26 protein-coding genes are annotated in these 23,915 nt (G+C 61.2%); 7 read left to right on the top strand and 19 right to left on the bottom strand.

Annotated features, from left to right (window positions below; genetic code table 11):
- Positions 1–38 precede the first annotated feature (38 nt).
- Both ACV17W_RS00490 and ACV17W_RS00485 read right to left on the bottom strand, forming a co-directional pair.
- Positions 39–1,010 (bottom strand): Bug family tripartite tricarboxylate transporter substrate binding protein, encoded by a 972-nt coding sequence (locus tag ACV17W_RS00490; protein ID WP_462594509.1) that lies wholly within the window; start codon positions 1,008–1,010, stop codon positions 39–41.
- A 246-nt stretch (positions 1,011–1,256) separates the two neighbouring features.
- Entirely contained in the window at positions 1,257–1,577 is a 321-nt protein-coding gene (locus ACV17W_RS00485; RefSeq protein ID WP_462594508.1) for a nuclear transport factor 2 family protein, read from the bottom strand.
- Positions 1,578–1,677: 100 nt separating this feature from the next.
- Here ACV17W_RS00485 and ACV17W_RS00480 point away from each other — a divergent pair, with 100 nt between their 5' ends.
- The gene (locus ACV17W_RS00480; RefSeq protein ID WP_462594507.1) at positions 1,678–2,601 is read left to right on the top strand and encodes a LysR family transcriptional regulator; all 924 of its coding nucleotides are present in this window, start codon (positions 1,678–1,680) and stop codon (positions 2,599–2,601) included.
- Positions 2,602–2,604: 3 nt separating this feature from the next.
- On the opposite strand, the gene ACV17W_RS00475 is transcribed toward ACV17W_RS00480, so the two are convergent.
- The 13 genes from ACV17W_RS00475 to ACV17W_RS00415 all read right to left on the bottom strand — a co-directional run bounded on the left by ACV17W_RS00475 (position 2,605) and on the right by ACV17W_RS00415 (position 15,768).
- Positions 2,605–4,032 (bottom strand): aldehyde dehydrogenase family protein, encoded by a 1,428-nt coding sequence (locus ACV17W_RS00475; RefSeq protein WP_462596414.1) that lies wholly within the window; start codon positions 4,030–4,032, stop codon positions 2,605–2,607.
- A gap of 59 nt (positions 4,033–4,091) precedes the next feature.
- Positions 4,092–5,741: an acetolactate synthase large subunit gene (locus tag ACV17W_RS00470; RefSeq protein ID WP_462594506.1), complete on the bottom strand. Its 1,650-nt coding sequence runs from the start codon at positions 5,739–5,741 to the stop codon at positions 4,092–4,094.
- A 729-nt stretch (positions 5,742–6,470) separates the two neighbouring features.
- Positions 6,471–6,806, bottom strand: coding sequence for an antibiotic biosynthesis monooxygenase family protein (locus ACV17W_RS00465; protein ID WP_462594505.1), 336 nt, complete (start codon positions 6,804–6,806; stop codon positions 6,471–6,473).
- Positions 6,807–6,855: 49 nt separating this feature from the next.
- The gene (locus ACV17W_RS00460; RefSeq protein ID WP_462594504.1) at positions 6,856–7,830 is read right to left on the bottom strand and encodes a zinc-dependent alcohol dehydrogenase family protein; all 975 of its coding nucleotides are present in this window, start codon (positions 7,828–7,830) and stop codon (positions 6,856–6,858) included.
- Positions 7,831–7,892: 62 nt separating this feature from the next.
- Positions 7,893–8,195 carry an ArsR/SmtB family transcription factor gene (locus ACV17W_RS00455; RefSeq protein WP_462594502.1) on the bottom strand — a complete coding sequence of 101 codons (303 nt, stop codon included), beginning with the start codon at positions 8,193–8,195 and terminating at the stop codon, positions 7,893–7,895.
- A 74-nt stretch (positions 8,196–8,269) separates the two neighbouring features.
- Positions 8,270–8,950, bottom strand: a complete 681-nt coding sequence (locus ACV17W_RS00450) for a nitroreductase (RefSeq protein ID WP_462594500.1) — start codon at positions 8,948–8,950, stop codon at positions 8,270–8,272.
- Positions 8,951–8,967: 17 nt separating this feature from the next.
- Complete coding sequence (locus ACV17W_RS00445) at positions 8,968–10,137, bottom strand: thiolase family protein (RefSeq protein WP_462594499.1); 1,170 nt, start codon at positions 10,135–10,137, stop codon at positions 8,968–8,970.
- Positions 10,138–10,167: 30 nt separating this feature from the next.
- Entirely contained in the window at positions 10,168–10,938 is a 771-nt protein-coding gene (locus tag ACV17W_RS00440; RefSeq protein ID WP_462594498.1) for an enoyl-CoA hydratase/isomerase family protein, read from the bottom strand.
- The gene (locus tag ACV17W_RS00435; RefSeq protein WP_462594497.1) at positions 10,935–11,948 is read right to left on the bottom strand and encodes an NAD(P)H-dependent flavin oxidoreductase; all 1,014 of its coding nucleotides are present in this window, start codon (positions 11,946–11,948) and stop codon (positions 10,935–10,937) included. Before ACV17W_RS00435 ends, ACV17W_RS00440 begins: the two co-directional genes overlap by 4 nt.
- On the bottom strand, positions 11,945–13,141 hold the full coding sequence (locus ACV17W_RS00430) for a CaiB/BaiF CoA transferase family protein (RefSeq protein ID WP_462594496.1): 1,197 nt from the start codon (positions 13,139–13,141) through the stop codon (positions 11,945–11,947). Before ACV17W_RS00430 ends, ACV17W_RS00435 begins: the two co-directional genes overlap by 4 nt.
- A 13-nt stretch (positions 13,142–13,154) precedes the next feature.
- Positions 13,155–13,988, bottom strand: coding sequence for a Bug family tripartite tricarboxylate transporter substrate binding protein (locus ACV17W_RS00425; protein ID WP_462594495.1), 834 nt, complete (start codon positions 13,986–13,988; stop codon positions 13,155–13,157).
- A 207-nt stretch (positions 13,989–14,195) separates the two neighbouring features.
- Positions 14,196–14,999: an enoyl-CoA hydratase/isomerase family protein gene (locus ACV17W_RS00420; protein WP_462594494.1), complete on the bottom strand. Its 804-nt coding sequence runs from the start codon at positions 14,997–14,999 to the stop codon at positions 14,196–14,198.
- Positions 15,000–15,018: 19 nt separating this feature from the next.
- The gene (locus ACV17W_RS00415; protein ID WP_462594493.1) at positions 15,019–15,768 is read right to left on the bottom strand and encodes an SDR family oxidoreductase; all 750 of its coding nucleotides are present in this window, start codon (positions 15,766–15,768) and stop codon (positions 15,019–15,021) included.
- A gap of 170 nt (positions 15,769–15,938) precedes the next feature.
- On the opposite strand from ACV17W_RS00415, the gene gcvA reads away from it, so the two are divergent.
- The 3 genes from gcvA to ACV17W_RS00400 all read left to right on the top strand — a co-directional run bounded on the left by gcvA (position 15,939) and on the right by ACV17W_RS00400 (position 17,943).
- Positions 15,939–16,811: a transcriptional regulator GcvA gene (gene gcvA, locus ACV17W_RS00410; RefSeq protein ID WP_462594492.1), complete on the top strand. Its 873-nt coding sequence runs from the start codon at positions 15,939–15,941 to the stop codon at positions 16,809–16,811.
- A 312-nt stretch (positions 16,812–17,123) separates the two neighbouring features.
- On the top strand, positions 17,124–17,477 hold the full coding sequence (locus ACV17W_RS00405; RefSeq protein WP_462594491.1) for a hypothetical protein: 354 nt from the start codon (positions 17,124–17,126) through the stop codon (positions 17,475–17,477).
- 106 nt (positions 17,478–17,583) lie between these two features.
- Positions 17,584–17,943, top strand: a complete 360-nt coding sequence (locus ACV17W_RS00400; protein WP_462594490.1) for a hypothetical protein — start codon at positions 17,584–17,586, stop codon at positions 17,941–17,943.
- Between the two features lie 142 nt (positions 17,944–18,085).
- Here the strand turns inward: ACV17W_RS00400 and ACV17W_RS00395 are convergent, their stop codons facing one another.
- Entirely contained in the window at positions 18,086–18,580 is a 495-nt protein-coding gene (locus ACV17W_RS00395) for a DUF2938 domain-containing protein (RefSeq protein ID WP_462594489.1), read from the bottom strand.
- Positions 18,581–18,658: 78 nt separating this feature from the next.
- On the opposite strand from ACV17W_RS00395, the gene ACV17W_RS00390 reads away from it, so the two are divergent.
- Positions 18,659–19,087: a helix-turn-helix domain-containing protein gene (locus ACV17W_RS00390; RefSeq protein WP_462594487.1), complete on the top strand. Its 429-nt coding sequence runs from the start codon at positions 18,659–18,661 to the stop codon at positions 19,085–19,087.
- A 120-nt stretch (positions 19,088–19,207) separates the two neighbouring features.
- Here ACV17W_RS00390 and ACV17W_RS00385 read toward each other — a convergent pair whose 3' ends face one another.
- The 3 genes from ACV17W_RS00385 to ACV17W_RS00375 form a co-directional block, all read right to left on the bottom strand.
- A complete protein-coding gene (locus tag ACV17W_RS00385; protein WP_462594486.1) occupies positions 19,208–19,426 on the bottom strand; it encodes a hypothetical protein in 219 nt (72 codons plus the stop codon).
- A 305-nt stretch (positions 19,427–19,731) separates the two neighbouring features.
- The gene (locus ACV17W_RS00380) at positions 19,732–20,520 is read right to left on the bottom strand and encodes an AadA family aminoglycoside 3''-O-nucleotidyltransferase (protein ID WP_462596413.1); all 789 of its coding nucleotides are present in this window, start codon (positions 20,518–20,520) and stop codon (positions 19,732–19,734) included.
- Positions 20,521–20,818: 298 nt separating this feature from the next.
- Positions 20,819–21,043, bottom strand: a complete 225-nt coding sequence (locus ACV17W_RS00375; RefSeq protein ID WP_462594485.1) for a hypothetical protein — start codon at positions 21,041–21,043, stop codon at positions 20,819–20,821.
- A 176-nt stretch (positions 21,044–21,219) separates the two neighbouring features.
- On the opposite strand from ACV17W_RS00375, the gene ACV17W_RS00370 reads away from it, so the two are divergent.
- Both ACV17W_RS00370 and hsdR read left to right on the top strand, forming a co-directional pair.
- Positions 21,220–21,453 carry an antitoxin of toxin-antitoxin stability system gene (locus ACV17W_RS00370; protein WP_462594484.1) on the top strand — a complete coding sequence of 78 codons (234 nt, stop codon included), beginning with the start codon at positions 21,220–21,222 and terminating at the stop codon, positions 21,451–21,453.
- Positions 21,454–21,502: 49 nt separating this feature from the next.
- On the top strand, positions 21,503–23,899 hold the full coding sequence (gene hsdR / locus ACV17W_RS00365; RefSeq protein ID WP_462594483.1) for an EcoAI/FtnUII family type I restriction enzme subunit R: 2,397 nt from the start codon (positions 21,503–21,505) through the stop codon (positions 23,897–23,899).
- The last annotated feature ends 16 nt before the right edge of the window (positions 23,900–23,915 follow it).

Genomic DNA, 23,915 nt, shown 5'->3' with positions numbered 1-23,915 from the left:
AGCACCTGCAATATTGTTATCGGAACGCGGGGTGCCCTTCAGGGGGCCGGCGGGGGAAGCAACTTCATCGTTTCGCCCACCTTCGCCCGTTCGACGGACAAGATCTGGGCCAATTTCTGTGAATCCGCGTAATCGGGCTGCACCCCGATCTGCTTGAACTGCGCGATCAGCTTGGGCTCTTGCAGCACTGCTTCGACCGTTGCGCTCATCTTCTTCACAATCTCCGCCGGGGTTCCCTTCGGAGCCGCCACCATGTAGTAGGTCGTGATCGTGAAGTCGATCCCCGATTCATTGAAGGTAGGTACACCGGGCAGGGAGTCGATGCGGCTCTCGGTCGTGACCGCGATGGGTACCAGGTTGCCGGCCTCGACGTGCTGGATAACCGTTGCCGGCGTCCCCACCACGAGCTGAGTATGCCCGGCCAGCGTGTCGTTCACTGCCGGCGCCGCCCCTTTATAGGGCACGACCGTCGCCTGGACCCCGGCCTTCTGCGTGAAAAGCATGCTGCTCAAGTGACCGTTCGAACCGTGGCCGGAAGTCGCGATACTCAGGTTGCGTTGCTTGGCCAGCGCAGCCACGTCCGCGGCGTTCTTCACGCCCAGCTTGGCATTGGCAGCCATCATGACCGACTCGCTGGCCACCAGAGCCACCGGGACCAGATCCTCGCGAGGCGAGTAATTGAGTTTGGGGTAGATGAATTCGGCGTTGACCTGATCCCCGGACACGCCGAGCAGGAAGGTATAGCCGTCGGCCTTGCTGGCGGCTACCGCCTGCGAACCGATGGTCCCGCCCGCCCCGGCCTTGTTCTCGACGATAACGGACTGGTTCAGGGATTTCGATATCGATTCGCCGAGTATCCGGGCCAGCGTGTCGGTGCTGCCCCCGGCAGCCCATGGCACCACCAGCTTGATCGGCGCGGAAGGCCAGTTGTCTGCGAAGACGGGGCCCGAGAGTGCAAGCGCCAACGCGGCCGTCGCACTGACTTTGACCAGATTTCTAACGTATGCCATGTCTCATCCTCTTATTAGCAGGCGGGATAACTCCGCCGCCGCCCGTGTACCGAAGTCATGGTTTTGGGCAGGGCGAACTTTACTGAGCGCAATGAAGATGTGTCTAGGAATATCTGGCGACTTTCCGCCTATCGGAAAGCCTTCCGGCATGTGGAAGCTGGCGAGGCATTCAGTCCCCACACCATGCGCATCGACGCCGCCTGCGCGCTCCGGGCGGCTGTGCCCACCGGGCACAGACACGCGCCTTCACTTCACCTGCAGTGCGGCGATCTTGCCGTCTCTGATCGTGAAGAGGAAATCCAACATGACCGGGCTGTTCGGAAAACTGCCGCTGACCTTCGCACATACCCGGACCACATCGCGCAGTGCGATTACTTCCACAGGTTCGGCCACGTGGCGGTACCGGCTCTTGGCCGCCACGAACCAATTGCGAATCGCCCCCGCTCCTTCGTGAACTGCGCCTTCATCATGAACCACGCCATCCGGCGCGAACGCCTCGACCAGCGCATCCGCGTCGCCATGCATGTCCGCTTCAAAATAAGCCTGCACGATACCGGGCATATCCATTGCCGTTCCTGTTCTCTGCCTGTCCGGCCGCCAATATAGTGCGGTACATTGAATAGATAAACGGGATTATTCGACACAATCTCATGAACAATTCAGGATAATGAAACGCGCTGCCCTGAACGACCTTGAAGCCGTCCTCGCCATCGCCCGGCACGGGTCTTTCCGCGCCGCCGCCGACGCCCTGCAGATGTCGACCACGGCGCTGAGCCACGCCATCGGCAAGCTCGAAGCGAGCGTGGGCGTACGCCTGTTCAATCGCACAACGCGCAGCGTCTCGTTGACCGAGGCCGGCAAGTTGTTTGTCGATCGGGTGGGGCCTGCGCTGCACGACATCCATGGGGCCTTGGAAGCGGTGCGCGAACAGCAAGAGACGCCATCGGGTACCCTGCGGATCAACGCGGCCCCCTTCGCGGCGCGTGACGTGCTCACCTCTCTGGTATTCGATTTCCTGGAGCGGTATCCCGACATGAACGTCGATCTGGTCACCGACGGCCGCTTGGTCGACATCGTCGCAGGCGGCTTCGATCTTGGCGTGCGGGTCGCGGACCTCGTGCCCAGCGGCATGATCGCGGTGCCCATTTCCCGGGTGCAGCGATATGCCATCGTGGCGTCCCCGGACTATTTCCGCAACCACTCCAAGCCCCGCAACCCCTCAGACCTGCTCAGTCATCGCTGCCTGCGGGTACGGCTGCCGGACGGCAGCCTGTTCCGCTGGCGCTTCGAAAAGAACGGCGAGGCCGTCCAGGTCGACGCAAGCGGACCCTTGACACTGGATGAAGCCGGGCTGGCCCGCATTGCCGTGCTGAAGGGTATTGGCATTGGCTGCTTCATGGAGCAGGACGTGATCGGCGATATCGATGCCGGACGCCTGATGCGGGTATTGCAGGACTGGACACCGCCCAACCCGGGCCTATGCCTCTACTATCCCAGCCGACGCAACCCGTCCGCCGGTCTCCGGGCATTCCTGAACATGGCCCGCGAGCTCACGGCTCCGCGTCAGCGCAGCGGCCGAGCGCGGCGCTAGACCTCAGGTGCGGCGAATCACGAGATTGCGTATTTCGGTCATATCCTGAATCGCGAAACGCACTCCCTCGCGACCCAGGCCCGAGTCCTTGACTCCGCCATAAGGCATGTTGTCCACGCGAAAACTCGGAACATCGTTGATCAGGACGCCCCCCACATCGAGCTGGTCCCAGGCATCGAACATCTTGAACAGGTCGCGGGTGAAAATTCCCGCCTGCAACCCGAACTTCGACGCGTTGACCTCGGCCAGCGCAGCGGAAAAATCCGTAAAGCTCGACAACACCGCGACTGGGCCAAACGCCTCTTCGGTGACGATCTTCGCATGGCCTGGCACGTCTTCGAGCAGCGTGGCCTGCAGCATGGCGCCGTTGCGTTCACCGCCGCACAGCAGCGTGCCGCCGGCGGCGCGCGCCTCTTCGATCCAGGTTTCCAGCCGCGTCGCTTCTTCGACACTGATCATGGGCCCGATGAACGTGTCGCGGTGTTTGGGATCGCCCGCCACGAGCGTCTTCGTCCTGGCGACCAGCATGTCGCGAAAGCGGCTGTACACGTCGGCATGGATGATGATGCGTTGCACCCCTATGCAGCTCTGCCCCGACTGGTAAAAGGCGCCGAAAAGCACGCGTTCCAGAGCGTCCTCGAGATCGGCATCCGCATCGATGATGACTGCAGCGTTGCCGCCTAGCTCGAGCACCACCTTCTTCTTGCCGGACCGCGCCTTGAGGTCCCAGCCCACCGCGGGCGAGCCCGTGAAAGAGAGCAGCTTGAGCCTGTCGTCCGAGGTGAACAGGTCGGCGCCATCCCGGCTGGCGGGCAGGATCGAGAATGCGCCAAGGGGCAGGTCGGTCTCGGCAAGCACTTCCCCGATCAGGATCGCGCCCAGCGGAGTGCGGCTGGCCGGCTTCATCACGAAGGGGCACCCCGCCGCGAGCGCCGGAGCGATCTTGTGCGCTGCCAGGTTGAGTGGAAAGTTGAACGGCGAAATGAACGAACAGGGCCCGATGGGTACACGCCTCCAGATGCCCTGATACCCTTGGGCGCGCGGGCTGATGTCCAGCGGCTGGAACTCGCCGGTCATGCGCACCGATTCCTCGGCGGCAATGCGGAAAGTGTCGATCAGCCGGCTGACCTCGCCTTCACTGTCCTTGATCGGTTTGCCCGCCTCGACGCACAAGGCGTACGCCAGTTCGTCGTAGCGCTCCACGAAACGGGCAACGCAATGATTGAGAACTGCCTGGCGCGCGTAACTGGGCATGCGTGCCATCGGCTCTGCGGCCTCGACCGCGCCGGCGATAGCCGCGTCTATGGTCGCTGCATCTGCCTGAGCAACACGAAAGGCGATCTGGCCGGTGAATTTGTCGGTCACGGCGAGGCTTGCGTTGGGTTGCTGCGCGACGTTGTGGAGGTATAGGGGGTAGCGCGGCTTGAGCATCGTCATCGTGGTTACTCCGGGCGTGATCTTCTGTCCGGCGAGGCCGGAAAACGGGGCGACTATTGCAATTCTCGCGACAGCTTCTTGATGTCGATGTTGAGAATCTGGTGATTGTCTGAATAGTCCACAGGGCAGTCGATCAGATGAACGCCCGGTGTTTGCAGGGTATGCGCGAGCAACTGCTTGAGATGTTCGGCGCTTTCCACGCGATGACCGGTCGCCCCGTAACTTTCCGCAAGTTTGACGAAGTCGGGATTGTCATAGGTGAGCCCCCAGTCCGCGAAGCCCATGTCCGCCTGCTTCCAGCGGATCATGCCGTAGCTGTTGTCATTGAGAATCAGCACGGTCAGGTTGAGCTTCAGGCGTACGGCGGTCTCCATTTCCTGGCTGTTCATCATGAAGCCTCCGTCTCCACAGACGGCCATCACCCTGCGCCCCGGGTGAACCATTGCCGACGCGATCGCCGAGGGCAGGCCGGCGCCCATTGTGGCAAGCGCGTTATCGAGCAGCACGGTATTGGGACGGTAAGCCGTATAGCTGCGGGCAAACCAGATCTTGTACACCCCGTTATCGAGGCAGATGATGCCGTCGGCGGGAACGGCGGCGCGGACCTGTTCGACCAGGTAGGGCGGAGCGATCGGGAAGCGGGCGTCGCCCGACAGGCTCTTGAAATGTTCGACCTCGGCCTGACGAGCCTTCAGCATCTTATCGAAACGCCAGGCGCCGCTGGGAATGATCTCCTGCTTGATCTGCCAGATCGCGTTCGCAATGTCTCCCACCACTTCAATCTTGGGAAAATAGACCGGATCGACCTCGGCCGACCTCGACGAGATATGGATCACCTGCGTCCCGCCCGGCTTCATGAAGAACGGTGGCTTCTCGATGACGTCATGACCGATATTCACGATCAGGTCGGCGGCGTCTATGGCACGGTGCACGAAGTCGCCCGCCGATAAAGCCGCGCAGCCGACGAATCCGGCATGGCGCTCGTCGAGCACGCCCTTCCCGAGCTGAGTCGTCACGAACGGGATGCCGGTTTTCTCGATGAACTGGTTGAGCATCCGGCAGGTCATGGTGCGATTGGCGCCCGCACCCAACACCAGGATCGGAGACCTGGCGCTTTCCAGCGCATGGACTGCCGCGCGTACGGATTTTGCATCGGCATTGGGACGACGCGCGTGACTGCGCACGAAGGGCGCCGCCTCGGTCGTCTCGCTGGCGACGTCCTCGGGAAACTCGATATGCGTCGCGCCCGGCTTTTCTTCTTCGGCAAGCCGGAACGCTTCGCGCACGCGGCTTGGAATATTGTCGGCGCTGGCAAGCTGATGCGTGGATTTCGTCAACGGCTTCATCATGCCGACGACGTCGAGAATCTGGAACCTGCCCTGCTTGGACTTCTTGATCGGCTTCTGCCCGGTGACCATCAATATTGGCATGCCTCCGAGCTGCGCATAGGCCGCGGCAGTCACCAGGTTGGTTGCGCCCGGCCCCAAGGTCGACATGCATACCCCGGCCTTGCCGGTATGCCGGCCGTAGGTCGCGGCCATGAACCCCGCACCCTGTTCGTGCCGAGTCAGGATCAGCTTGATCTTCGAAGAACGGCTGAGGCTGTCGAGCATGTCGAGGTTCTCCTCGCCGGGAACCCCGAAGATATACTCCACCCCTTCTTCTTCGAGGCACTGGATGAACAGATCGGATGCTTTGGTCATGGAAAATTCCTTCTGGGTCGGCCGCGAAGATATGAAAGAGGATGCGCTTGATGCGGGTTGAGGTGCCGCGTGGACGGTGGGCCGCAGGCCCGGCGGTATATCGAGGCCCGGAGGGGCCGGGGTGTGACGCTCTCCGGTCGAAGCAGGGCTTGCAGGAGCCACGCCGCGCAAGCGGGCGCATCATGCAAGCCTGGGCAATCCGATACGTTCGCGGACGGCGCTGGCACTATCGCATAACGCCACCGCACAATATTGGATAGCCGTCTGATAATAGGATGGGTGTACGTCGGAAACGTGCCTGCACGACGCCCGGTTCGTCCTGCCAGAGTCCTCCGCGATAGTCGCACCATTCGAACGCGTCCGTGGCGCGGGTTGGCCTGGGCACGCGCTGCAACCGTGCCGCGAGCGGGCAGCCATGAAGGCGCGTCCGGGCCGCTGCCGGGCTCGGCCCGCACCACTTTACACCGCATTTCACGGCTTTGCGACCGCTCTCGGCGCGGCCCGCATTGTCTGGACCGGCACTGGTATCAGCGGATGCGCGGTGGCGGGCGCCGGTGGTGCGTGCCTCGCTTCATCTCGCGGCATGCGCCGCGCAGCAACCGGAAACAGAGACGCGGGGCGCGGGCCCGAGGGGACTGGCCTGCGGCAGGCGCGAGCGCCAGCTGCTCGCGCCTCGGGGTGCGGCCCGCCCGCGTTCTGCATGGACAACAAGGCCGAAACCGACCGGAATCATCGACCGGCGACCTCGGAAGTTTCTTCAAGCTGGCCCATGACAAAACTCGTTCCCTCTACATGATAGACGCGGGGTTGGTCCGATAGACACTCCTGCAGGCCTGCCATGAACGTCTCATGGTCTTCACTCTCTTCGAATCCGGGGGTGTGGTCTTCCAGCGATTCCCATCGCACGATCAGATTGAAGAGTTCAGGCGTCTCCACTCCCTGCGCGAGCAGATGGCCACGGTATCCCGTGGCGCGTCCGAGCAAGGGGACGACCCTGGCAAATGCGCTTCGAAACTCTGCGCTGCGTTCGACGTGTACAGGCAGTACGGCGATCTCATAAATCATGTCGATCCTTTTTTCCTGGGTTGTACGGGTGCATGCGAGGACAGCACAACTACGGCACGAGCCGAGGGTCTACGGCGATCGCGATCTTTCCTTGCAAACCGTTGTTGGGGCTTTCCAGGCGAGCATGGGCACTGGCGATATCGGCCAGCGAATAGACCGCGCCGACATGCGGCCGCAGCTGGCCGCGTTCGATCAACGCGCTCAACTCGTCCAGTTTGCCGCGGTTCTGCCGCGTGAAGACGAAGTGGTAGCTGGCGTTCTTGCCCCAAGCCTGGATGAGGTTCTGTGGCTGTGCGACGTCCACGATCGAGACCACCCGCCCAAGTTGCGCGAGCGCATCGGGGCTACGGGACAAGGTCGTGCCGCCGATGGTGTCGAACACCACATCCACACCGCGGCCAGCGGTTTCCCGCATAATCGCTTCGACGTAGTCGTCTTGCTCATAGTCGATGACTACGTCGGCGCCCAGGCCTCGCACAAACTCGAAGTTCGCTTCGCGCACTGTCGTATACACCTTGGCACCCATGGCCTTCGCGACCTGGATCGCCACGTGGCCTACCCCGCCAGCGCCCCCATGCACGAGGATGCTTTCCCCGACGCGCAGCGCGGCGCGCACGACCAGGGCCTCCCACACGGTCCCGCCCACCAAAGTCAGGCTGGCCGCCTCCAGATGGCTCAGCGAGGCAGGCTTCTTGCCCACGATGCTTTCCGCCGCCACGTGATATTCGGCATAGCTCCCCTGCCCGTCGAAAATCTGGGGGGTGTACCAGACTTCGTCGCCCGGGGAGAAAGCGGTCACACCCGGGCCGACCTCTTCCACCACGCCGGAAACGTCGTGCCCGGTGATCGCCGGCAGCGGCACCAGATCCGCGTAATCTCCACGCCGCACCTGGTAATCCAGGGGGTTGATAGATGTTGCGTAGACGCGAACCAGGACCTGCCCCGCCAGAGGCACGGGCTTGGGAACGTCGCGCAATTCGAAGGATTCCGGGCCGCCAAATGATTTCAGTACTTGTGCTTTCATGATGCTCTCCATGTTTCGATAAAAAGGAATATCGGGATTTTTCGATATATCGGGTTAAAAAATTACAGCTCTTTGCCTATCAGCTCAGACAGGGTGCTGATGGCGCGTTCGTTCCGTTTGTAATACGTCCACTGTCCGATGCGCCGGACTTCGACCAACCCAGCCTTCTGCAGCGTGGCGAGGTAATCAGACACCGTGGATTGCGACAGCCCTACCCCTTCCTGGATGCTGCTGACGCAGACTCCGACGACATGAACATCTCCTTCGTCCTGAGGAGGAAAGTTTTTCGCGGGGTCCTTCAGGCCTTTCAGGATTTCAAGGCGTGTACGGTTAGAGAGGGCTTTGAATACTTCAAGCAGGTCCATGGCTCCATGATATCGGCATTTTCCGATATGTCAATATAAAGTTGCGGCTCCCGCTACAGACGTTGCGCCGGCCCTCATGCATGGAGAACGGCGAATTCATCCACCGCCACCCTGGGGCTTCTGAGCTGATTCGCCGGGTGCCGGGCATCTTCGTAGCCCAGAGAGACGCCGCACAGCAGGATGCGCTCTTGCGGTATCGACAAGGTCTCGCGGACGATACCCGGATAGCCGACCAGCGCGACCTGCGGACACGTATGCAGCCCGACAGCGCGCGACGCCGTCATGATCGCCTGCAAGAACATCCCCGCATCCAGCCAGCTGCCCTGCCCCATATCGCGGTCGATGGAGACGAACATCACAACCGGCGCGCCGAAGAAGTCAAAATTGCGCGCATGCTGCGCCTTGGATGCGGCCCTGTCGCCCTTCTCTATCCCCAACAGCCGGTACAGCGACCAACCGGCCTCGCGCCGCCTGCCCAGGTACGGGTCCCGCCAGGCGGAGGGATAGTAGGGGTAGTCGGGTTCCCATGGCGCGTCCGAATGATAGGCGTGGAGCAACTTTGCAGACAGCCGCTGGCGCGCCTGCCCCATGGCGACATCGACCCTCCAGGGCTGGATGTTGTTGCCGCTGGGGCAACGGGCGGCGGCCTCTAGAATGCTGCGCACCAGCGACTCCTCCACCGGATCCGGCAGGAAGCTTCTGACACTGCGCCGGCTGGTGAGCGCCGCCAACACGGGATTGTCTTGCAGAGTCATGGCCGCAGGTCTCGCCGTCACAGGGAAAGAATCGTCACAAGCGCCACAGCCGAGTCGCCCGCCAGCTGCCCGCCATTGTTTTCAGCAAGCGCCACTTTGGCGCCGGCGCGCTGGCGTTTGCCCGCCTGCCCACGCAATTGCCGGGTCAGTTCCACGATCTGCGCGGCGCCGGTGGCGCCCAGGGGGTGGCCCCGGCTGAGCAGTCCGCCGCTCGGATTCACCGAAATACGTCCGCCGATATCCGTATCGCCAGAGCGCAACAGCTTGGCTGCGTCGCCCGGCGCGCAGAAGCCGAGATTCTCGTAGTGGATCAATTCGGCCGGCGCAGAGGCGTCGTGCAACTCGGCGACGTGAATATCTTCAGGCCCGATGCCGGCCTGCTCATAAGCGGCCCTTCCCGCGCGGACGGCGACCACTTCCGGTCCCCCCGGTATGGCGGATACGATGCTGCTGGCCCGAATCAGCACCGGACGCGTGGCCAGCTTGCGGGCATAGCTTTCCGAGCACAGGAAGATCGCCGCGGCGCCGTCACCTATCGATGAGCACATGAACAGCGTGAGGGGGTCGCTCACCATCCGGCTGCCCAGCACCTCTTCCACGGTCGTTTCCTTGCGGAACTGCGCATGTTCATTCAACGCACCCGCGCGCCGGCTCTTTACCACGACGCGTGCGAAATCGCTCGCCTCAGCGCCACAGGCCTCCATCCAGCGTTTCGCCTTTGCCGCATACATATCCATGAAGATGGAGCCTGATCCGGTACCCACTCCGGCCGGCTTTGGTTCCTCCACGTCGACCGCTCCCGCGAAAGCCGAGAAGGACACCGCCTTGTCCTCGTGAGACAGCTTTTCCACGCCGACCACGAGCGCGGTTTCATACTGTCCGGACATGATCGCAACCCACGCCAGGTGCAGGGCAGTGCTGCTGGAGGCGCAAGCGTTCTCGACGTTGATCATCGGCTTGCCCGCCAGCCCGGTATTGCGCAGCGCGGCCTGGGCCCGGATCATCTCCTGGCCATTCACGGTGCCGCCCGCGGCATTGCCGAAGTACACGGCCTGCACATCGTCCACGGTGACATTGGCGTCCGCCAACGCCCCGCTCACTGCTTCTTCGCACAGCGATTTGACATTGCGGTCTAGAAATTTCCCGAACGGCGTCATGCCGACGCCACTGATAGCCACAGCCGTCATTCTGTCTTCCTTTATAAGCGTACGCCCTGCTCAGGGCTTCGATCCCGACGGCCTTCCGTTCAGCCGGGAGTTCAACCTGGATGTGAATTCGCAAGACCCGAAGCACGTGTCCTGATAGTCGCGTTCCTGGGCCAGGGCCGCGCCCAGCGTCGGATGCTCCGCGTTCAGCATTGCCTTGGTGAGCCCCCACGCCGTGGCCGGCAGCTCAAGGTATTGACGCAAGAGTGCCGTGGCGCCGGACAGAGCTTCACCAGGTTCCGCCAGTTCGTCCGCGATTCCCAGGTCAAGCGCAGCGCGGCCGGAAACCTCGGACGGACGCAACAGGAGCCGTCGCGCCGTCCCGTCGCCGACCTTGCTGCGCAACAGGTGTACGCAGCCCCAATCGGGCACGAGCCCGATGTGCAGGAAAGGCATGACAAACCGCGCGTCTGCAGCCGCCACGATCGCATCGCACGCCAAGGCGAGACCCACAGCGCCACCGGCGGCGCTGCCTTCGACGGCCGCCACGACAGGTTTATTCGACGTCCGGATCAGCGTGATGCACTCGTGGGCCGCGTCCAGCAGTGGCGCAAGGTCCTGTCGCGACATGCGCGCCAGCGCATCGACATCCCCGCCGGCGCTGAAGTGCCGCCCTTCTCCGGTGAGTATCAAGCCTCGGCATTCGGGGTCGGCGATGTATGACGCCAACGCCCTTGCCAGCGCTTCGCGTATCGCTTGATTGAAAGCGTTACGCTTCTCGGGACGCGCAATCGTGATAACCGCCACGCCATCTTCGAGTTCGGTCCGCACATTGCTCATCATGCCTCCGCAACGTCACACGAAACGCGACAAGCATTCAGGGATTGCATGGCCGCGGCCGCGCCATCGATCAATTCGTCGATAATCGATTCCACCGGCTTGATCTCGCGGGCGAACACACCTGCGGGCCCCATGTCGATCAGGCCGTTCGCATGATTTCCGTCCAGATAAGCCTGGCGAACCAGTTCACCTTGCAGCAAGGGCCGGTACACATCGAAGTCCTTCTCGCCGGCGCCTTCCAGTTCGGCCACGCGCCGCGCGGTCTCATTGTCCAGGACGCGATGCTGCTTTCCGAAACTCGACATGACCACGCGGGTCGCCGTTTCGTCTATGCGGGCAAGATGCTCTTTGTAGTCGCGATGAGCCCATATCTCTTCGGCGATCACCATGCGGGAGCCCAGCATCATTGCATCCGCCCCCATCGCCAGCGACGTCACCAAGTGCCTGCCGTCGCCCATGCCACCGCCCAGGGCGAGGGGTATGCGCAGCGCGTCGGCCGCCAGCGGACCTTGCACGATCTGGCTGTTCATATACTGGCCCGTATGGCCCCCGGCCTCGCTGCTGATCACCGTGACCGCATCGACGCCGAGTTTCTCGGCGCTCAGTGCGTAACGTACTGCTGGCACTTTATGAATGACGACGCAACCCGCGTCTTTCAGACGTCCAAGCAACCAGCCCGGATTGTTTCCGGACGTCTCGACGATACGGACTTGCTCCTCGACAATGACGTCGAGCATGGGGGTGAGCACTTCGACGATGTCCGGCCGACGGCCGATCGAGACACTCACGCCGAAGGGCTTGCCGCCGGTCAGTTCGCGGCAGCGCCGGATTTCGCGGCGAAACCGTTCTGGATCTCCGGGGAAGGACATGCAGGTGATGAATCCCATTGCACCCGCGTTCACCACGGCAGCCACATAACGGGCATCCGCGAGCCACTGAAGACCGCCGCAGAGGATCGGATGACGTATACCCAACAGCCGCGTCATACGCGTGGAAAAAATAGGCGCTCTCATGTCCGGTACGCTCGGGTTTGATCCATTGCCTTCGCAGCGCCCTGGCCGAGCCCGAAGCGCGACAGGATCTCGTCGGTGTGCTCGCCCACCGCCGGCGAGGGGCGCATTGCGCATACACCACGCGCCTGGCCCGCCTCGGCGTCATAAGGGGCAATCACGCTCACCTCGCCCGCCTGCGCATGGGCGAACTGCGCCACATAACGCCCGTCGAGAAAAGCGGGCGAGGCGGTCACGCCGGCATAGTCGGCCACTGGCGCGCAGATGATGTCTTCGGCCTCCAGAAGCGTCAGCCATTGCGCCGTGGTTTTCTCCCTCATCAGGGGACCCACCACGTCTGCCAAGGCGCGCCGATGGGCGACACGGTCGTTGGAAGTCTTGAACCGCGCGTCCGAAGCCAACTCGGAACATCCCAGAAGCCGGCAGAACGCTTCCCAGCGCTTGGGGTGGTACGCCGCTACCATAATCCAGCCGTCGCTCGTCGGATAGGCTTCATTGGGAGCCGAATACGGAGCCGCGCTTCCACAAGGCTGCGGCACCTCGCCTGTGGCCAGATACGACGCAATCGAAGTCTGCTGCAGCTGCATTGCGCTTGCAAACATGCTCACATCCAGCCATTGCCCTTCTCCGCTCGCGGCGCGGTGCAGCAAGGCATCCTGGATGGCGAAGGCAGCGAGAATGCCGGTGGTCATGTCGATCACCGGCGCCTGCACCTTGCTTGGTTCGGCGCCGGGCAGGCCGCACACGCTCATCAAGCCGGAAACGGCCTGCACGATACCGTCCACGCCCGGCTTGTGCCGTTCGGTGCCTTGCTGTCCGTAGGCTGAGATACTGCAATAGATCACGTCGTTCCTGAGACTGCGGGCGGTGTCGTAGCCCAGCCCGAGGCGCTGCATGACGCCCGGCCGGAAACTTTCGACTACGACATCCGCAGCGGCCATGAGACGCTTCGCCGTTGCCAGGTCATCGTCACGCTTGAGATCGAGCACGATGCTGCGCTTGTTGCGATTCAACGCCATGAAGATGACGCTCTCACCATTCTGCCAGGGCGGGCCCAACTGGCGGCCCAGATCGCCCTGCCGCGATTCCACCTTGATAACGTCCGCCCCACGGTCCGCCAGCATCATGGTGCAAGTCGGGCCGGCGGCCACCTGGGTGAAGTCGAGAATGGTGAGTCCTTCCAGCGTGCGTTTCATTACCGCCCCTTCCTCATTGGAAGCTGATGTTCGTCGCCTCGAGGATCTGTTTCCAGCGCGCCGCTTCTTCGTTGAAGGTACGTGTCACCTGTTCGGGCGTGCCGTATTGGGGAACGAAACCCTGGGCGGCGAACTGCGGCTTGATGGCCTCGCCGGTAATGATGGTCTTGAGCGCCGTGGTGAGCTTGGTCACGACCGGCTCGGGCGTTCCCGCCGGCGCCAGAATCGTATAGATCAGGGGCGCCGCGGCATCCGGCACACCCGCTTCGGCCATGGTGGGCAGTTTCGGATCCAGGCTGGTGCGCTCGCTTTCGAAGACGCCGAACGCTTTCAGATTGCCTTCGCGGATGTGGTTGAGTGTCGAAGACAGCCCAAAGATGCCGAACGGAATATGGCCCGCGATCACATCGGCCAGCGCAGGGCCCGACCCCTTGTAGGGTACGTGCTCGAATTTCTCGCCGGTTCTGAACGCCAGCAGTTCACCGGCCAGGTGCATCGGCGTGCCGACTCCGGCGGTGCCGTAGTAGAGGGGATTGTCCTTGCCGCGATTCGCCTCCAGCACTTGCTGCAGGGAGGTGTACGGCGATTTGCCATAGCCCACCAGCACCATGGGCGAGTTCGCGATGTCGGCCACGGGCGTAAAGGCCTTGGCGGGGTCGAATGGCAGGTTCTTGTACATCAGGTCGAACACGGCCAGCGTGTTCGCCGAAACGATCAGCGTATAGCCGTCCGGCTTGGCCCTGGCGACGTGGTCGTGGCCGATGGTCGCGCCAGCGCCCGGCTTATTCTCGACAATCACCGACTGGTTCAGCACCTCGCGCAGTTCCTTGGCCAGGATGCGAGCCACGCCATCCGTACCGCCACCCGCCCGAATAGGGAACAACCAGCTTGATGGGCTGGCTCGGGTAGTCCTGCTGCGCGACAGCGGCCTGGGCAACACCCAGTCCGACGACGAGTTTGAGAACGGTGGCTAATATGCGTGGGGTCATTGATAGTCTCCTGTGATGTTCGGGGCGGTGGCAATCAAGGCATCCGACACGCCCGACTGTTGTGATTATTGGCCTACGTATCTGGGAGGCCGCTTCTCGGCGAAGGCCTTGCGGCCCTCTATACGATCTTTGGTGTCGCGCAACATCCCCCAGTAAACGTCGTTCAGCCGAAGGGCTTCGTTCAAGGGCACATTCGCGCTGTCTTTCGCCAGCCGCTTGATCATCTGGACCGCCAGCGGCGCATTGGACGCGATGACACCGGCCAGCTTTCTGGCCTCGTCCATGAGTTCGTCGGGCTCGTACACGTCGCTGACCAGGCCATAGTCCTGCGCCTGCCGGGCGGAGATCTTCTCGCCGGTCAACAGCAAGCGCATGGCCACCGCGGAGGGAACGGCGCGCAACATCAACGGCACGCCTCCCACGGCAGGAATGCTGCCCACGACGGGCTCGGTCAGCCCCAATACCGCGTTCGATGCCGCCAGGCGGATGTCGCACTGCAGGGCGATCTCGAGGCCGCCGCCCAGGCAGTAGCCATTGATCGCCGCGATCATCGGCTTCTCGATGTCCAGGCTGGCGAAGTTGAACAGGCGGGCATAGTTGCCGGCTTCGTTGGCCTGATTCCTGGAAGAGAAGAAGCCATTCACGAAAGCCGTGTCCGGCGGCACAGTGCCCTTCAGGTCGGCCCCGGTGCAGAACGACCGCTGCCCGCCGCCAGTGATGAGAATGACCCGCACCGCAGAGTGATCTCGCGCTTGTATCAGCGCGTCGTTCAGTGCCTGCAAGGCTTCGGGGGACAACGCGTTCATCGCTTCGGGACGATTCAGCGTAAGTTCGGCGACATGGCCGCTGATCTGCAAATCGACGCTCATAGGGTCGTTTTCCTTACGCTCAGACGCTGGGGCTGGAGAGCGAACGGCCGCCACAGACATACAGCACCTGGCCGGTAATGTATGAGGAATGCTCGTCGGCGAAGAAGAGCGCAGCGCGGGCGACGTCTTCCGGCGAACCCACGCGCCGGGCCGGCACCGTCTTGGCCAGTTTGGCCCGCGTTTCTTCGGTATAGCTCTGCAGAAGCGGCGTATCGATGATGCCGGGGGCGATGGCGTTCACGGTAATGCCGTCCTTCGCCAGCTCGATCGCAAGGCTCCTCGTCAGGCTGACCACGCCACCTTTCGACGCCGAATAATTCGCCTGGCCGAATCCGCCCAGCCAGGCACGCGACGAAATGTTGATGATGCGGCCGTAGCCCGCCTCCAGCATGCCCGGCACCGCTTCCTTGCAGCACAGAAACTGCGACCGCAGATTCACATCGATGACCTGGTCCCAATCTTCTTCGGACATCTTGATCAGTCGGGTGTCGCGCGAAATTCCTGCATTGTTGACCAGGACAGTCACGCCTCCGATGCGCTCGCGCAGCGTGGCGAATGCGGCACGGACCTGCTCACCCGAAGTGACATCGGCCTGCAGGGTCAGGCACGACCCTTGGGCGCCCGCCAGTATCTCGCCGGCCTTTGCCAGCGCCTCGGCTTGCCTGTCGATGATCGCCACCTGATAGCCATGCGCCAGGAACTGCCTGGCGATCTCCAGTCCGATCCCGCTGGCCCCGCCGGTCACCACTGCTGTCTTGAAGTTGCCCACTCGATGTCTCCGTCCATCGCGCCATCGCGCGCCACCGCGAATTCCCGGTGCGAATTTATTTCCTGTTTACGGACGCCATCTTATGGGTCGCTCATGGGCAGATCAAACGAGAATTCGGCTATAGTTGTTAACTCAAAGTTAACAACCCACACTTTGCCAAGCGAACGATCATGGGCCCCTTGCCTCCCCTGAATGCGCTGCGCATGTTTGAAAGCGTGGCGCGATTCCTGAGCATGCATCAGGCGGCTGTCGCGCTGCACGTCACCCCCGCGGCGGTCAGCAAGCAGATCCAGGCGCTGGAATCGTATTTGGACGTACAGCTGTTCACACGCACGAAGCGCAGGCTTGCGCTGACGCCCGCCGGCGAGCAGTACTATGCCCATATCAGCACCGCCTTGAACTCCATCCGGCTGGCCACGCGCGAGCTGGCGCGCAGCTCAGGTTCATCGGCGCTGAAGATACGCACCTACACGACGTTCTCAATGTATTGGCTGATTCCGAGGCTCACCTCGTTTCATCGCCAGTTCCCCGAGATCAATACCGAATTGACCACGTCATTGCGATGGATCGATTTCGAGAGCGAGGATGTCGACGCGGCCATACGTCTGGGCGATGGCAAATGGCCCGGCCTGGTGGCGCTGCCGCTGGTGCCCAACATCCTCGCGGCCGTTTGCAGCCCTGCACTGCGCAAGACGCTGCGCCAGCCCGATGACCTGCGGCGGACCACCCTGCTGCATACGCTGGCGCGTCCGGACGACTGGCAGCACTGGCTGAAGTCGGCGGGCATCACGGACATTGACGGCTTTCATCATCGCAATTACGAAAGCTCCACCCTGGTATATCAGGCTGCGATTGAAGGCCAGGGGGTGGGCATTGCACAGAAAGCACTGGTCCAGCCGTTGATCGATAGCGGCGACCTCGTGTTTCCCTTCCAGCACGAGCTGGATATGAAGGACTACACCTACTATTTCGTCCGCCCGGCCAACCGCCCGATGCGGGCCGAACTCAAGACATTCCAGGATTGGTTGCTTGGCAGCGCCTAGCGAAGCGGCGCTGACGAAGCGTCGATGCGGCCGTGTCGACGCGAGGACGGCCATGCGGGGGTTCGGCCTGATACAGGTTCCCCGATACCAAGTGGCAGCCGAACTGGAATCAAAGCAGCTTGTCCCGGTACTCGACGACTTTCCTGCCCCGTCGCACGCCCCCCATCGGCCGCCAGAACAAAAAAAGCGTCCAAGGCGGGATGAACAGGCGGGCGCACGCAAGAGCTTGACGAAGACGCTGCGCTCTAGCGGTTGCAGGGGCCCCCGCTCAGCCAGTAAATTGGGTGCAACGGATCGCTGCGCGGAGGCTTCATGAGGTTAACCCCCAACCGCCCATGGCTCGGTATCGTATGCGCGCTATTGTTGCCGCTTTCGTTATCACCAGCGTCCGCGCAAGATTATCTAGGCAGCTTTCTTCAATCGCAGCAAGACGCCAATATTCGCGAGATTCAGCAAGATCGACGCAACACTGTGCAAGACAAGGCGGCCGGAGGCCAGCGCGACGCCTCCAGATTGTCGCCAGCGCAGCTGGCTGACGTGAAGGCCCACCTGAAAGTCGATTATGAGCGCCGCGTCCGCGAACAAGGGCAGGCCAAGGCAGACCAATGGTTGCGCGACACCGCGTATAGACTGGGTCAGCAGCAAGGGCGCAGCGCCCCTCGATAAGCGTGCCCAGCGTATGGCTGCCTGGCGTTATCCGAGCGATGGTATAACAACCGAAGCGAAGCGCCCGACTCGTGGGCGCTGCTGCTCCACGACGATGGAGGCAACTATGGTTCGATATCTCGCCGCATTCGCGCTTACCTGCGCGCTGCCGGCCTTGACGCCAACCGCACTCGCTCAGCTGATCGACGCCGGCCAGCAGGCAATGATCATGCACCAGGGCAATCTGCTGGAACAGCAAACGGCCCCCAACAATCCCCACTCGAATCGCAGGACGCCGAACAAAGGCAAGCAGGTGACCTCTACCGCCTCGTGCAAGAGTATGTCCCAAAGTCGAGAGGCGCTGAGACCCGAATATGAGCGCCGATTGCGCACCCAAGGTCAGGAAGCAGCCACCGCATGGCTACGGCAGGCCGCCACCGAGAGCGGCCGGCGGGCAGCCGAGGCGCAGAAGGCGGGTCGCTGCTGAATTGCGGCGCCGACGCATTGCGCGATGCTCGTCCCGTATGCAAGCTGCGTAGATGCTTTGCCGCCTGAAGCGAGTCGCTCGGTTGTTTGGTGGTCATGCGTATGGTCTCGTCTGGCTGGACGAGTGCGCCGCCGCGAAGGTTTCAGGCCCACCATTGCTTGAGTACGGCGGCCGACAGATAGAGACCGATACCGAAGATCGCATGCGTTGCCAGGCTGCGCAGTCCGTTCCTGAACGGCGTGGGCGTATGCGAACCGGCGATGCCGGCACCCATGGCGGGCTGCATCACAAACCAGGGAAAAATGACCGTCGTCATGCCCAGGGCCAATGCGAGGCCCCACGCAGGATCCTGCAGCCAGCTGATTCCGCAGAGGGCGATCAGCGCCGCCGAGAATGCGATACCCAGGGCGTAGTGAATGCCCCATCCCAGCGGCAATTCGCCCCGAATAGGCGCTGCCGCCCCGATGCTTCGATGCCACCACCGGCCGCGGCATAGATGCCCCGCCCATCGGCCGACCAGCCCGTAGTTCAGCGTAGGTACACCCAGCGCCTTAAGTAGTGCCGTCCATAGATCCATCACGAGGGTCGCCCCTACCCCGACCAGTATCACCCTTGCCCACTCGTCTGCCATTGCCATGTTCATTCCTCGTAGTTGCCACGACCTGCGTTTGGTGGCAGCATAGAAGTTGAAGTCAACTTCAAGTCAAGGGGTACCGTGGACATTTCAGAAGTCGCCCGTGCGACGGGTGTACCGGCCTCCACGCTGCGGTTCTACGAAAAGAAAGGGCTGATCTCGGCGACCCGCAGCAACGGCGAACGGCGGCAGTTCTCGCCGGAAGTGCTCGATCAGCTGGGGCTGATTGCCCTGGGGCAAGCCGGCGGACTTTCGCTGGATGAAATCGGGGCCATGCTGTCGCCGTCCGGCAGCCCAAGGGTGGACAGGAGCCTGCTCGTCGCGAAAGCGGATGAAATCGACGCCACCATCAAGCGCCTGCGAGCGATGAGCGCGGGCCTGCGACATGCAGCGGAATGCCCTGCTCCCAGCCATGCGCAATGCCCTACCTTCCAACGTCTGGTCAAGGCGGCCGCGGCGGCCCGACTGAAGGCAGGCCGCGCGACCAGCACTCGGGCAGGCCGGATATAGCTGCCAGGCTTCGCCTGCTTCGGCATGCATACACCCGGGGCCGGGCGACGGGGCATGCCGCGTTCAACGTGCGATGGTCCCGCCGCCGCGCACTCTCGCGGCGAGCCGCCGCCGCGGCTGCTATGTCGCCATGACTCCATGGCTGAGCGCCATGCCGTCGCCGCGCGTCGCGTAGACGACGCCGGTCAGGAGGCAGCCTAGGCCGCTGCCAGCAGGACACGGCATGACATCCAATTCGAAGCGATCACTTGCGATCTCTCCGATCCATTTCAGCTGCAAGCGGTTGCGCGGCGCATCCGGATCGGCACACCTGCCGGCATGCTCCTCAACAACGGGCACGAATGTTCCGGGTAGCTTCGTCGAAACGCCTGACGAGGAACTAGGGCGACTGATCCGCCTGAACATGACCGCACCACTTTGATGGCCCATGCTGCTGCTGCCCGAATGGCGTCGCGCGCTTCGGGCGGCATCGTCAACATCAGTTCGGCCATTGGGGTGGCCACCGGAATCGCCCCCGGCATTTAGGGGGCCACCAAGGCCGATCTGCTTACGTTGTCCCGGTCGCTGACGCATGAATTGGGTGCCGGGTCGCAAGACTTAAGACCCGCGCAACGATGGCTGCACCTGAACTGGGTTCTTCCAGTTCAGGACAAGATGCTCTCGATTGCAGCTTTGGTATATCGCACGAAAGCGTCCATTTCGGCGCCGCGCTGGGCCAAGTCGTCGCGCTCAGTGCCGAGGTACGCGCCGCGAGCATTCTGAATGATAGGTTGGTGCTCGGGCGGCAACCGATCCGACGCCCATGCCGCTGCAACGTCCTTGGGCGCAATAAGCCCTGTCGATGCGCTGTACCAGTTCCGCGCAAGGGCAAGAGCGATGTTCCGTTCATCGCCCTCCCAATCCGCTGCTGAGTGCCATTGCGCGATAGTGTCGGAAAGCGCCCTGGCGAAGTCCTCCTTCGGCACCGGATCAAAAAGCGTGGCAGCGGATGGGCCTAGCAAAGCTAGGCTGTGCTGCCTGACCTTGGTCAGCAGAATCGCAAGGTCATGATCCAGCATTGCGGGCTCGAACGTCTCTGAAAGAATGTCATCACGCAACCACTCTCCGAACTGAAGCTCACGGCGAGCTCGATAGCGCCAAGGTATCACTTCGCTCCGGGCGACAACCGTCACCTCCAGAGGTCGGTTCAAGCCGCCGCTTCCCGGCGGGGCTGAGGCCGTCAGCAAGTCAAGCATCAGCGCCCGCCTGGTCGATTCGTTAGGCGCGCTGCGAACTGTTACCAGCAAGTCAATGTCGCTTGCCGGTCTCAACCCGCCATCGAGCGCCGATCCAAACAAATGGATCGCCTCTAGGGTCGAGCCTAAATGCCGCTCGATCACTGCGCGCGCAAGCGATATCTGCTCGCTAATCTCTGACGGAACAAATTCACTCATCTCGTCTTGTTCCAGTTCTGCGACGGCGGCTTCCGCGTAGCTGGTGCATTTTCGCACCAGTGAATATTCCATGGAATGTTCATGCTTGGGCCTACCCGAGCGGCCTGGCTCTGCCAGAAGAAAGCATGAAGAAGCCCGCTTCTACGCGGGCTTAGCTGTGTTTGGTGCCTTTAGGTGCCTGGCATTGCCAGACGCGGCATCACTCCCACTCGATTATAAACAAAAGAATAATTTTCTTTATTTACAATCACTTAAAAACTCAAATCGTAGCAATGCCACGAAAAATACCATGCCAAGCTTAACCGGCTGAAAATGGCTTGTTCTGCCGGTACTTGCGCTCCTGGTCGGCAATCTCGCCCGGCTGCAGTGCCAATTCGGCATCGGTCAGGCGCTCCAGCACGTCGTGAAGTCGGCCAGTGCAGACAATCGGCGGTGGCTCAAACACATGCCCGGCCGCGATCAGCTCGGCCTCCACTTCCTCGGTGATGAAAAACGGCTCTTCGTTATGGTATTCCAACGCCATGTCTTCTCCTCATCACTTCCTGCTCTTGGCATCCGTGCAGCCCTATTCGTGCATCCGAAGCTGCCACCGCACTCACGCTGACATACGCCACCTTGACACGCCATAAAGCGTCTCGCGCACGATACTGACAACGTATATACTACATTAGTATTTATCTTCCAGAAAGGAGGTGCGCCATGTCAAAAGAAGCTGTTTTCACGATGAAACTGGAGCCGGAGTTGCGTGCCGAGTTTATGGCTGAAGCTGCCGGTGAAGATCGGCCAGCATCTCAGATCATGCGCGAGCTGATGCGCGGCTACATAGCTCAGCGCCGCCAAGTCCGCGAAAATGACGATTACTTGCGACACAAGATCGAGGACGGCCGCCCCTCGATCCGCCCCGGGCCAGGCCAGTCGAATGAGCGCAAATAGGTATGCATGAACTGAAAATAAGAAAGTATCAATGGGGGCGCCATCTGCTATGAATAAAAGCCAGCTCAGCGAGCGCGATATCTGCACAAAATTTATTACTCCAGCGCTTGAGCAGGCGGGATGGGACATCATCACCCAGGTGCGTGAAGAGTTTCCGCTCACCAAGGGCCGCATCATCGTCCGCGGCAAGTTGCACACCCGCGCTCAACATAAGCGGGCTGACTATGTGTTGTTTCATAAGCCCAACATACCCATCGCGGTCATCGAGGCGAAGGACAACAAACACTCGTTGGGCGATGGCATGCAACAGGGGCTGGGTTATGCCGAAATGCTGCAAGTGCCCTTCGTGTTCAGCAGCAACGGCGACGGCTTTCTATTCCACAACAAGATTGCCAAAGATGGCGTCATCGAACGGGAGTTGGCTCTTCACGAGCTGCCCAGCCCTGAGATGCTGTGGCACTGGTGGTCCGAGCACTTGGGCTTGAACACTGCCCAGAGCGAGTTGATCTCGCAGGACTATTACAGCGACGGCAGCAACAAAACACCTCGCTATTACCAGCTTCTGGCGATCAACAAGACCGTTGAAGCTATCGCTCGCGGACAGAATCGTCTTCTGCTGGTTATGGCCACCGGCACGGGTAAAACCTACACTGCCTTTCAAATCATCTGGCGTCTTTGGAAATCCAAAGCTAAAAAACGCATTTTGTTTTTGGCCGACCGCAATATCCTGGTTGACCAGACCATGACCAACGACTTCAAACCCTTCGGCTCGGCCATGACCAAGATCCAGAAGCGGCAAGTCAATAAGTCGTATGAGATTTACCTGTCCTTGTATCAGGCAGTCACCGGCACAGAAGAAGAACGCAACATCTACAAGCAGTTCAGCCGTGAGTTCTTTGATCTGATCGTTATCGACGAATGCCATCGCGGCAGTGCGGCAGCAGACTCAGCTTGGCGCGAAATTCTCGAATACTTTTCATCGGCCACCCAAATCGGTCTGACTGCCACCCCCAAGGAAACCAAAGAAGTCTCCAACATCGATTACTTTGGCGAGCCAATTTATACCTACTCCCTGCGCCAGGGTATCGACGATGGTTTTCTAGCTCCGTACAAGGTGGTTCGCATTGATCTGGATAAAGACCTTACCGGCTGGCGACCTGACAAAGGCATGGTTGATAAACACGGCAACGAAATTGAGGATCGCATTTATAACCAGCGCGACTTTGATAAGAACCTTGTGCTGGAAAAGCGTACAGAGTTAGTAGCGAAGAAGATCAGCGACTTCCTAAAACAAACCAATCGCTTCGACAAAACCATTGTGTTCTGCGACAACATTGACCATGCCGAGCGCATGCGTCAGGCATTGGTGAACGAAAATGCCGACCTGGCCACACAGAACAGCAAGTACGTCATGCGCATAACCGGCGATAACGAAGAAGGTAAGGCCGAACTCGATAACTTTATCTTTCCCGAATCCAAGTACCCGGTTATCGCCACCACATCCAAATTGATGACTACGGGTGTGGACGCCCAGACTTGCAAACTCATCGTGCTCGATCAGCGCATCCAGTCCATGACCGAATTCAAGCAGATCATTGGCCGTGGCACGCGCATCAATGAAGACTACGACAAATACTACTTCACCATCATCGATTTCAAAAAAGCGACCGAGCTATTCGCCGATCCTGATTTTGATGGCGATCCCGTGCAAGTCTACGAACCCGCAGCTGGCGAATCCCCGGTGCCGCCAGATGAAGTAACAGGCACTCAGGGTGACGATGGCTTTATTTATCCGCCTGCCGAGGAGTCGCCGTGGACGGGCGTATCTGAACCAGGCTCGCACGAAGAAGGAACCGGAGTTCGTCGCTATGTCGTTGCCAATGTTGAAGTCAAAGTGGCGGCCGAGCGCGTGCAGTATTTCGACGCCAACGGAAAACTGATTACCGAATCACTCAAGGACTACACTCGCAAGGCGCTCGCCAAGGAGTTCAGCTCTCTAGACGACTTCTTGCGTCGCTGGAACAGCGCCGAGAAGAAACAAGCCATCATCGACGAATTGGCCAATGAGGGCGTTTTCTTTGCCGCGCTGGCCGAAGAAATTGGCCAGCAATCAGGCAAGGAATTCGATCCGTTTGATCTTGTCTGCCACGTAGCCTGGGATCAACCACCGCTCAGCCGTAAAGAACGTGCCGATCAGGTTAAGAAACGCGATTACTTCACTCGCTATGGCGAGCAAGCGCAGCGTGTGCTGCAAGCTTTGCTGGACAAATACGCCGACGAAGGCGTTGGACCGATTGAGGAAACGCAAATCCTCACCATCGCCCCGTTCACCAGTTTCGGCACCCCTATGGAGATCATTCGCGCCTTTGGCGGGCTGGATCAGTACCAACACGCCGTGCACGAACTCGGACAAGCGCTCTATAGCCCATCGCAGCAGCGCGCATAACAAACACGAATTGGAA

It is taken from the genome of Bordetella sp. MIP270_01_BMS, from assembly GCF_054958705.1.
Note: the sequence above shows the minus strand (reverse complement) of the source record. Positions and strands in the feature narration are given on the sequence as shown.

Excerpts from the sequence above, each read along its gene's own strand:
- ACV17W_RS00490 (WP_462594509.1), bottom strand. The coding sequence starts at position 1,010 with ATGGCATACGTTAGAAATCTGGTCAAAGTCAGTGCGACGGCCGCGTTG.
- ACV17W_RS00485 (WP_462594508.1), bottom strand. The coding sequence starts at position 1,577 with ATGGATATGCCCGGTATCGTGCAGGCTTATTTTGAAGCGGACATGCAT.
- ACV17W_RS00480 (WP_462594507.1), top strand. The coding sequence starts at position 1,678 with ATGAAACGCGCTGCCCTGAACGACCTTGAAGCCGTCCTCGCCATCGCC.
- ACV17W_RS00475 (WP_462596414.1), bottom strand. The coding sequence starts at position 4,032 with ATGCTCAAGCCGCGCTACCCCCTATACCTCCACAACGTCGCGCAGCAA.
- ACV17W_RS00470 (WP_462594506.1), bottom strand. The coding sequence starts at position 5,741 with ATGACCAAAGCATCCGATCTGTTCATCCAGTGCCTCGAAGAAGAAGGG.
- ACV17W_RS00465 (WP_462594505.1), bottom strand. The coding sequence starts at position 6,806 with ATGATTTATGAGATCGCCGTACTGCCTGTACACGTCGAACGCAGCGCA.
- ACV17W_RS00460 (WP_462594504.1), bottom strand. The coding sequence starts at position 7,830 with ATGAAAGCACAAGTACTGAAATCATTTGGCGGCCCGGAATCCTTCGAA.
- ACV17W_RS00455 (WP_462594502.1), bottom strand. The coding sequence starts at position 8,195 with ATGGACCTGCTTGAAGTATTCAAAGCCCTCTCTAACCGTACACGCCTT.
- ACV17W_RS00450 (WP_462594500.1), bottom strand. The coding sequence starts at position 8,950 with ATGACTCTGCAAGACAATCCCGTGTTGGCGGCGCTCACCAGCCGGCGC.
- ACV17W_RS00445 (WP_462594499.1), bottom strand. The coding sequence starts at position 10,137 with ATGACGGCTGTGGCTATCAGTGGCGTCGGCATGACGCCGTTCGGGAAA.
- ACV17W_RS00440 (WP_462594498.1), bottom strand. The coding sequence starts at position 10,938 with ATGATGAGCAATGTGCGGACCGAACTCGAAGATGGCGTGGCGGTTATC.
- ACV17W_RS00435 (WP_462594497.1), bottom strand. The coding sequence starts at position 11,948 with ATGAGAGCGCCTATTTTTTCCACGCGTATGACGCGGCTGTTGGGTATA.
- ACV17W_RS00430 (WP_462594496.1), bottom strand. The coding sequence starts at position 13,141 with ATGAAACGCACGCTGGAAGGACTCACCATTCTCGACTTCACCCAGGTG.
- ACV17W_RS00420 (WP_462594494.1), bottom strand. The coding sequence starts at position 14,999 with ATGAGCGTCGATTTGCAGATCAGCGGCCATGTCGCCGAACTTACGCTG.
- gcvA (WP_462594492.1), top strand. The coding sequence starts at position 15,939 with ATGGGCCCCTTGCCTCCCCTGAATGCGCTGCGCATGTTTGAAAGCGTG.
- ACV17W_RS00405 (WP_462594491.1), top strand. The coding sequence starts at position 17,124 with ATGAGGTTAACCCCCAACCGCCCATGGCTCGGTATCGTATGCGCGCTA.
- ACV17W_RS00400 (WP_462594490.1), top strand. The coding sequence starts at position 17,584 with ATGGTTCGATATCTCGCCGCATTCGCGCTTACCTGCGCGCTGCCGGCC.
- ACV17W_RS00395 (WP_462594489.1), bottom strand. The coding sequence starts at position 18,580 with ATGGCAATGGCAGACGAGTGGGCAAGGGTGATACTGGTCGGGGTAGGG.
- ACV17W_RS00380 (WP_462596413.1), bottom strand. The coding sequence starts at position 20,520 with ATGAGTGAATTTGTTCCGTCAGAGATTAGCGAGCAGATATCGCTTGCG.
- ACV17W_RS00375 (WP_462594485.1), bottom strand. The coding sequence starts at position 21,043 with ATGGCGTTGGAATACCATAACGAAGAGCCGTTTTTCATCACCGAGGAA.
- ACV17W_RS00370 (WP_462594484.1), top strand. The coding sequence starts at position 21,220 with ATGTCAAAAGAAGCTGTTTTCACGATGAAACTGGAGCCGGAGTTGCGT.
- hsdR (WP_462594483.1), top strand. The coding sequence starts at position 21,503 with ATGAATAAAAGCCAGCTCAGCGAGCGCGATATCTGCACAAAATTTATT.